The 6,108-nt window shown below is 55.4% G+C and carries 7 protein-coding genes and 1 pseudogene; 5 read left to right on the forward strand and 3 right to left on the reverse strand.

Going from position 1 to position 6,108, the window contains the following annotated elements:
• Positions 1-130 precede the first annotated feature (130 nt).
• Both AB4048_RS28345 and AB4048_RS28350 read right to left on the reverse strand, forming a co-directional pair.
• The gene (locus AB4048_RS28345) at positions 131-508 is read right to left on the reverse strand and encodes a DNA cytosine methyltransferase (protein ID WP_442205284.1); all 378 of its coding nucleotides are present in this window, start codon (positions 506-508) and stop codon (positions 131-133) included.
• On the reverse strand, positions 505-1,275 hold the full coding sequence (locus AB4048_RS28350) for a hypothetical protein (protein ID WP_442205285.1): 771 nt from the start codon (positions 1,273-1,275) through the stop codon (positions 505-507). The genes AB4048_RS28345 and AB4048_RS28350 overlap by 4 nt, the downstream gene beginning before the upstream one ends.
• 895 nt (positions 1,276-2,170) lie before the next feature.
• Between AB4048_RS28350 and AB4048_RS28355 the strand changes: the two genes are divergently transcribed.
• Entirely contained in the window at positions 2,171-2,557 is a 387-nt protein-coding gene (locus AB4048_RS28355; RefSeq protein ID WP_442205286.1) for a hypothetical protein, read from the forward strand.
• Positions 2,558-2,970: 413 nt separating this feature from the next.
• On the opposite strand, the gene AB4048_RS28360 is transcribed toward AB4048_RS28355, so the two are convergent.
• Complete coding sequence (locus AB4048_RS28360) at positions 2,971-3,336, reverse strand: STAS/SEC14 domain-containing protein (RefSeq protein WP_442205287.1); 366 nt, start codon at positions 3,334-3,336, stop codon at positions 2,971-2,973.
• A 586-nt stretch (positions 3,337-3,922) separates the two neighbouring features.
• Here AB4048_RS28360 and AB4048_RS28365 point away from each other — a divergent pair.
• The 4 genes and pseudogenes from AB4048_RS28365 to AB4048_RS28380 form a co-directional block, all read left to right on the forward strand.
• The gene (locus AB4048_RS28365) at positions 3,923-4,396 is read left to right on the forward strand and encodes a hypothetical protein (protein ID WP_442205288.1); all 474 of its coding nucleotides are present in this window, start codon (positions 3,923-3,925) and stop codon (positions 4,394-4,396) included.
• 121 nt (positions 4,397-4,517) lie between these two features.
• Positions 4,518-5,066: a hypothetical protein gene (locus tag AB4048_RS28370; RefSeq protein WP_442205289.1), complete on the forward strand. Its 549-nt coding sequence runs from the start codon at positions 4,518-4,520 to the stop codon at positions 5,064-5,066.
• Between the two features lie 24 nt (positions 5,067-5,090).
• Positions 5,091-5,651: a hypothetical protein gene (locus AB4048_RS28375; RefSeq protein ID WP_442205290.1), complete on the forward strand. Its 561-nt coding sequence runs from the start codon at positions 5,091-5,093 to the stop codon at positions 5,649-5,651.
• Between the two features lie 276 nt (positions 5,652-5,927).
• A pseudogene (locus tag AB4048_RS28380) lies at positions 5,928-6,108 on the forward strand (hypothetical protein); the annotation flags it as partial.

A 6,108-nucleotide genomic window follows, 5' to 3' on the forward strand; every position in this document is an offset into this window, starting at 1 on the left:
AAAATGCCAGCGTCGGATTACGCTCAGTAACGCCATGTCGATCACTCCAAAGCCCCCGCTGAAACCACAGGGGATGATTGAAACATGGGTCAATTCTCAGTGATATTTTCCCGCAATCCCGGGTCAGCTCTCAGCGCAAATCAACAGTCTTAGGCTGAGCTTCCGCCAAAACCCTCATGTAACCCTCAATCGTAGCTGCCCTGGGGTCGTTGAGGCGCTTCGCCTCACCGGTCGCCCAGAAGCCTGACTTTGAAAATGGCTGGCAGGGTGGTCCACCGATCAGGACGTCGACCTCGGCAGCCTTCAGCCTGCCCGCCGCCAGGATCGTCGCCGTCGAAACCTTCGCGATATCATCTTCGATGACGGGCCAGACCCTATTGCTTCGCAACGTTGCGCAGCACTTCCTATCCATTTCCAGCGCGACGGCCGTCTCGAAACCGGCCGCTTCGAAGCCATAGTCGAGGCCTCCGGCTCCGGTGAATAGACTAATCACAGAGGGTTTTTTCATGCGTAGGGCCTGAACCCTTGGCTGCTTTTGTAAGCTTCCCACGCCCTAGTTCGTAGAAGGGCTTCAATGGCTAACTGATCAGTCATGAAGCCTACATTGCAGCCGTGGTCTCGGAACTGCACTCTGAAATGCTTAGCCTGCGCCTCCAGAACCTCCATGAGCTGTCGGTCATTCTTCGCTATCTCAAGCACGTCACGTACAACCGCATCGACGGCCAAGTTGGCTGCGTCGTCATCGAATTTCGAAAGTTCCCTTATCTGACTGAAAACGCCTACAGTCAGAGTAGGAGAGACCGATAGCGAACTCTCACATGTAGCCGCACGGGGTCGCAGCCAGCGTTTATCGTCGGCCGAAATGACAGTGTGGCGAAGCCTAGCAAGGTGTTCTTCGGCTTTCGCCCTGTCTTTCGATCGAACTAGTGCTGGTGCCGTCAGGATCAGATCGGCAGCAAAGAATTTTCCTTTGGGGATCCACTCGCCCAGCTTGTCATTCTTGTGTGGCGGGCTGACGGGCAAATCCCAGGGAAGAGTCCAAGTACTGGAGCTGACTTCGCATAGATCGGCCCCGTCAAGAAAGGTCATTGATGAGGAAAAGTGAACGTCGGCGTAAGCAAAATGGTCGTCGATCCAATCGACAAAACGCGATCGTTGGTTTACGCCAACGTCACCGGTGAGGACATTCTCAAATCTTGTTTTGGCTTCGTGATGATTATGAGCGTTGACGTATACGGTCGCCGCGATTATTAGCTCGGTTGAGAAGACTTTCACATTTACAGTCCAGATGCACTACAAACAGGGTTTCCCCATTTGCCGTTGGCGTCAAGTCTCGGGCTTGTCTCTCGGTAGAAATATTAGAAGTTCAACCCGGCGTCGATCAGACGCAGTTATGCTTTCGCTCAGCTTTCCTCTTGTTTAGCGCTTTTCACCCCCGCCAGCGGAACGTAGGTGCGATTGCCAAATACTCCAAATAGCGATGACCTGCGCTGGAGGCGACGTGCATCACAACGATCGGTGCCACTCGTGAAATTCCCGCCTGGTCGCCTTGTCTTTCGCTAAATTCCTACCTCTGCCTGGTACTGCAGTGGCGGTTAACGCCGAGGGCACCGAAATGTCTGCACTCTGAGGCCTAATACCCTGCCACTAGGACAGCAGACAGAAAGTTCATGTGAGTTCAGCGGCGGCTTCAATGGCTGACCAAGCTGTCTGGATGCTCTGAGATATTGTCGTGTGCACGTTGGAGTTTCCAACGAGTTCGATCGCCTTTGCGCGTGGCGTTCGCTTCAGGGCGTAGCGGTTCGAAGCGCTCGCGGATCGTTTCTGGCAGCGTGATCATCGCTAAGGCGCTTCGCGGGTCGCTGGCAATCTCGCTAAATCAGGGCCGACGCAAACTATCGGCTTGACAGCCGTTCCACCTGCCCACAGCCTATTGCTATCTCAACGCGAAAACCTCACCGTGCTTAATAACCGATTTCCAGGCGTCTCATCGCCTGCCTTGAACCTCCCCCCCGTCTACAATTTAAATCAGGTCACACCGCTCCTTCCCCAATGGCCGGTCAAGTACTTCGCACGACCGCTTTTTCGCGGTACGGATTTTTCTATAACGGTTAGCGCCTCAGAGTGGCGGTGGGACCCACCCGAGAAAGAGGTGTTCGGCGAAAGAGGAATGGGCTTCGGACGTGAGATACTTTGGGATCCCGACGAGAGCCACTATGACGCCATAAGGCTCGATGGCCGCGCTATAAACGTAAGCGGCGCTGGCAATCCGTTGGCGGATTTTTTCAGAATAGGCTTCTTTCGGGAGGGAAAGTTTGACTATCAAATGCCAATGCGCCCAGAGTTTCCCGATGGTAGGGACGGCGGGCTGCGGCGTTACTATCTGGAAATTGGCAAGAGCAATGCTGCGGCCTCGCTGGCTCGCGCTGTTGAAGTAACACGCCTTATTCCCTCAACGATTGGCAAGCCATATGAGGACGTGGATGCGACGGTAGACGCCATCCTTTGGACGTCCGAGGCGGCGGCGAGAGGGCCTGCCTTCATAGTGCCCTTGTAGGCTTTCGCCCCTGGACAATGTGCGGGACCGAAGCCGCACGTTCAGTTAGCCGCCACACAATCAGTTAGTCGGTCCAGTGGCTCCCAGTATGATCACGCCCGCCTCGCGTCAGAGGCCCGCAATTCAATCCCCACATTCTCAGGTATTCCAATGATTCCGAAACTGGCTTCTCCCGATCCCCATATTCCCGATTTCACTCGATCCGATCTCTCCAGTGATCGCCTGCTTCAAGGTCCAGAACCGACGCGTTGTCGCAAATCTGCGCACCCAACGCGACACCCTCTGATCGAGACTGATCGCGGGTCGCCTTTCGTCTTCGATATAGACCTCGTTGAAAGCGAAGATGGTGCGCCCGTCCTGCAGGTTGGTCAGGGTCGCAACCGGTTCGCCGTAGGATCAAAGAAGCGACTTTCTCAACGACTAATTTCCAGCCAGGTGAGCGCAATATTCGTCTCTGCCAGATCGAAATGCTTGATCTTGGGATGGACCAGCAGGCTGGCTATGTGAGGTAGGACTTTCAGTAATGTGCTGTCCGTGACGACCGCGATTTTTTCGATCCGCCGATGGTGCTCGGACACAAATCTTAGATGCGCTTCGAATGCCTCGAAACTCTCCCAGCCTGGGAACGATTCCGTCCGGAGCATTAGATGCAAGGGCCGAGGCGCTGGGGTGTTTGCGACGATCTGTCTCGCGAACTCCTTAAAGTCAGTCTCTTTCAATGGCCCATCTGCGCTGATAATCAGAATATTTCGATCGTCGGATCGTTCGAAACGAAGCATTGAAACCCTCTAGTGCCAGGACCGGCAACTTCCAGGGGCAGCCTACCATCATTGCCCACTGGGACATGTGATAGGCGTCACAAGTGACACTATTCTCCGGGTGGGTGGGAAATGGTCTTTTCATGGAGTTCTGCTTGAAGGGTACCGAGTTGCAGCGTGTCTCATCGTGATGCACGATCAACAGCCCGCGCGGGCGATACGACGGTAACCCGCCAGTTGACCAATGAAGGGTCTTGCGGCTTCTCAGCGACGGAGTTTGAGTGCGTATGGCGGCATATGGCGCGATGTAGACTTCGCCATGAAGATAGCGTCGTCTGAAATGGTTGAGCTGGCTGGCCAACAATCCTTCGCGGCGATCCTAGCCCTGAATGTTTTCGGGCAGCGTAACCCTTGCGTTTTCCAATAGAGGCGGGGGAGTTGACTTTGGATGTTTGTAGCAAAGGACGTTCCTCTCCCTCAGCGCTGACATCTTCAATTTCTCGATGTATGACCAAGTATCGTCATCGTGCCAATCTACTGCGATCGACCACTCTGTGATACGTAGTTCGATAGTTCTTAGTAAACTGTCAATGCGGATGAGCCAGGATTGTACGGACGCGACGGTTTAAAGCAAAAGGGAGTGATGATGGCCGAGGAAATCGTAAGCCCGTCGGGCGTGGAGAATCCGAGTGCGGATACGGCCGCGACGCCAGTGGTGAAGAAGCAGCGCAAGCCCAGGAGCCCAAAGCCCGCGACAGTGCAAGGAAGCGCGGAATCGGTAACGAGTAATGTCAAGTCCGGCCGCGGCCGTAAGAAGACGGTTGAGGTTGGTGAAAAAACGGCATCGTCCGCAAAAAAGCGTCCTGGCAGGCCGGGAAAAAACACGGCCCTAACTGACAAGGCACCGCGGAAACCTTCGGCTTCACAAGGTGGAGAGACGCAAGAGGTGGCACCGGTCGCAACGGACGGGATCGCTGAATTGCTCGAGCTTGAGGCAGAAAACCAGCGGCTTCGTGCCGCTTTGTCGGCAAAGCTTCGCGCCGAGAATGCTGACCTTCGCAGGCGTCTCGGACTGGATTGAGATTGCCGCTGCCCGCGGCCTCGTAGGGGAGGGCGCGCAGTATGTCCGCTCCATGACTCGTTCATGGAGCTGATAGCTATGCGTTCGCCCTGCACCGCAGTTTGCTCGAGGGTCAATTCCCATGAAATCACCGTGGAAGTTCCTTGCGCGGTTTGCTTCGCGCAAACGCGCCACCGATCAAAGTGCAGCATCCTCTGACGCCGTCGAAGAGCGCGGCCCGGACAGCGGTGTTGAAGCGCACGATCCTTTTCTGCCAGTCGCGATAAGCCAGGCTGTGGATATTGAAGTAGAGCAAGTTCAAACTGATGCAGTACAAGACCAAATCCAGCCTACAGGAGTGGAGGACGGGTCGGCCGACGTAGACGGCGAAACGATGGCTGAGCGGGTGCGCGCACTTACATTGTCGGGCCAGGTCACGACAACGCAGCCAGCGATGTCTGATAGTCTATCCCCTTTGCTTGCCAGCGCACACGGGCCTGCTGCGAGGGTCACCAAACGCGCCGAGCAAAGGCCTCGCAAGCGTGCTGGACTAAAACGATCGTCGGAAGCCTCTGCCTTTGACGAGATGACCATGCTAGACGAAGACATCAGGAAACTGCGTGCCGAACTCGCGCGCAAACTGATGCAGCAAAATAGTCAACTGAGAAGAATGCTCGAAAGGTTTGGTTAGAGATAACCAGGCCCTGGTAATTGGGTGAAAATGAAAACGCAAAAACGTACGTTCGTTGTCGAGGTTAAGTCGTCCAGACGCCCTCGCTCGGTGAAGAAGCCGCAATCGATCTGGGGAAGCACTGACTTCAACGCGATCGCGCGGGAAATTGACGCGCCGTGGTTTGGACCTAACGCTGATGTCAGCGAGGTGACCCAGACCACTCCGGAATTGCGAGCGGAAATCGAGCCCGAGATCAGCCGCGCCGAGAATAGCAATGGTTCTGGACTTACGGCCTCGATACCGTCTGCTACAGCGCATGGGGAAGTGGAAGCCCAACTTGAAGCGAGTGCTGCTGAGCAATGTGACCCTCTGGGCCCAGAAGAAAGACCGAGGGTTATGAAAATTACTCCGGCGGCCCGCAAACGAAAGCGTACGGGGACGGTCGAGTTCCCGGCCACTTCAATGGTCATCGCAACTCTGCGCGACAATGAAGATCTCGCGACACTTGAACTGGAAAATCAACGATTGACGGCAATGTGGAGACATCACCTCATTGAAGAGAACAGAATTCTAAGAGTGATGCTACGGCGCTTTGATGATTGAATAGTAGACCGAGCCATGGACGAAACCACTCGACGGGTGGCCCGATGTGACAGCAAGGTTGGAATGTCTGCTGGAGCGCAAAGTAGAAGTGTCACAGCGTGCTGTCTGACGGCATGACGACCAGCCTCGATCTGACCGGCTCACCCGATTGCAAGACCTGATCGGGGCGGGTGAGGGACAGCCCTTCGGCTTTAGCTTTCTCACTGGCAATTGTTCTCTCGCCGCTCGATACTCGCTTACACCTGCATGGCGCAGGCTAGGGATCAACGCCGCACGATGCTTCCGGAAATCAACCTGCAAGGTGACGTCGACGTCGCCGCGCTGTCACCACTTCTGCGCGGCATGCTTCTTTCGGTTGCCTATGCTGACGGTGAGGGTGGCATAGGATTGACGGCGACCGGCGCCATGAATCGAAAGTTCGTGCATTGGGCTGCTGTGCACTTCCTCTGGCCAGGCT

The sequence above is a fragment of the Rhizobium sp. RAF56 genome (assembly GCF_052113965.1).
GTDB lineage: Bacteria > Pseudomonadota > Alphaproteobacteria > Rhizobiales > Rhizobiaceae > Rhizobium.